Origin of the sequence: Streptomyces sp. AC555_RSS877 (assembly GCF_019049245.1) — a bacterium.
GTDB lineage: Bacteria > Actinomycetota > Actinomycetes > Streptomycetales > Streptomycetaceae > Streptomyces.
This window is the reverse complement of record NZ_JAGMUK010000191.1, coordinates 1-220: the sequence shown is the minus strand read 5'-3', so window position 1 is coordinate 220 and position 220 is coordinate 1. Positions and strand designations below refer to the sequence as shown.

The following is a 220-nucleotide window of genomic DNA, read 5'->3' as shown; positions in this document are numbered from 1 at the left end:
TCATCACGACCACTGACCGTGGCCAGGACCCGCGCCCACGCCAGATGGAACACCGACGCCGCACTCACCCCCAGCCCGCGGGCGACCTCCCGCACCCGCCGGCCGACCCCCTCGTCAACCCCCAGATGCGACCGCACCACACCACTGCCATCACCATGCGCATCCATCAGCCCATACGGAGCCGTGGTCTCCTCCACGTCTCCCAGCAGCCCCGCGAAGT

1 protein-coding gene is annotated in these 220 nt (G+C 70.0%); it reads right to left on the bottom strand.

Going from position 1 to position 220, the window contains the following annotated elements; all coding sequences use genetic code 11:
• A partial coding sequence (locus KUM49_RS50960) for a hypothetical protein (protein ID WP_217242170.1) occupies positions 1-197 on the bottom strand: 197 nt, incomplete at its 3' end.
• Positions 198-220 lie beyond the last annotated feature (23 nt).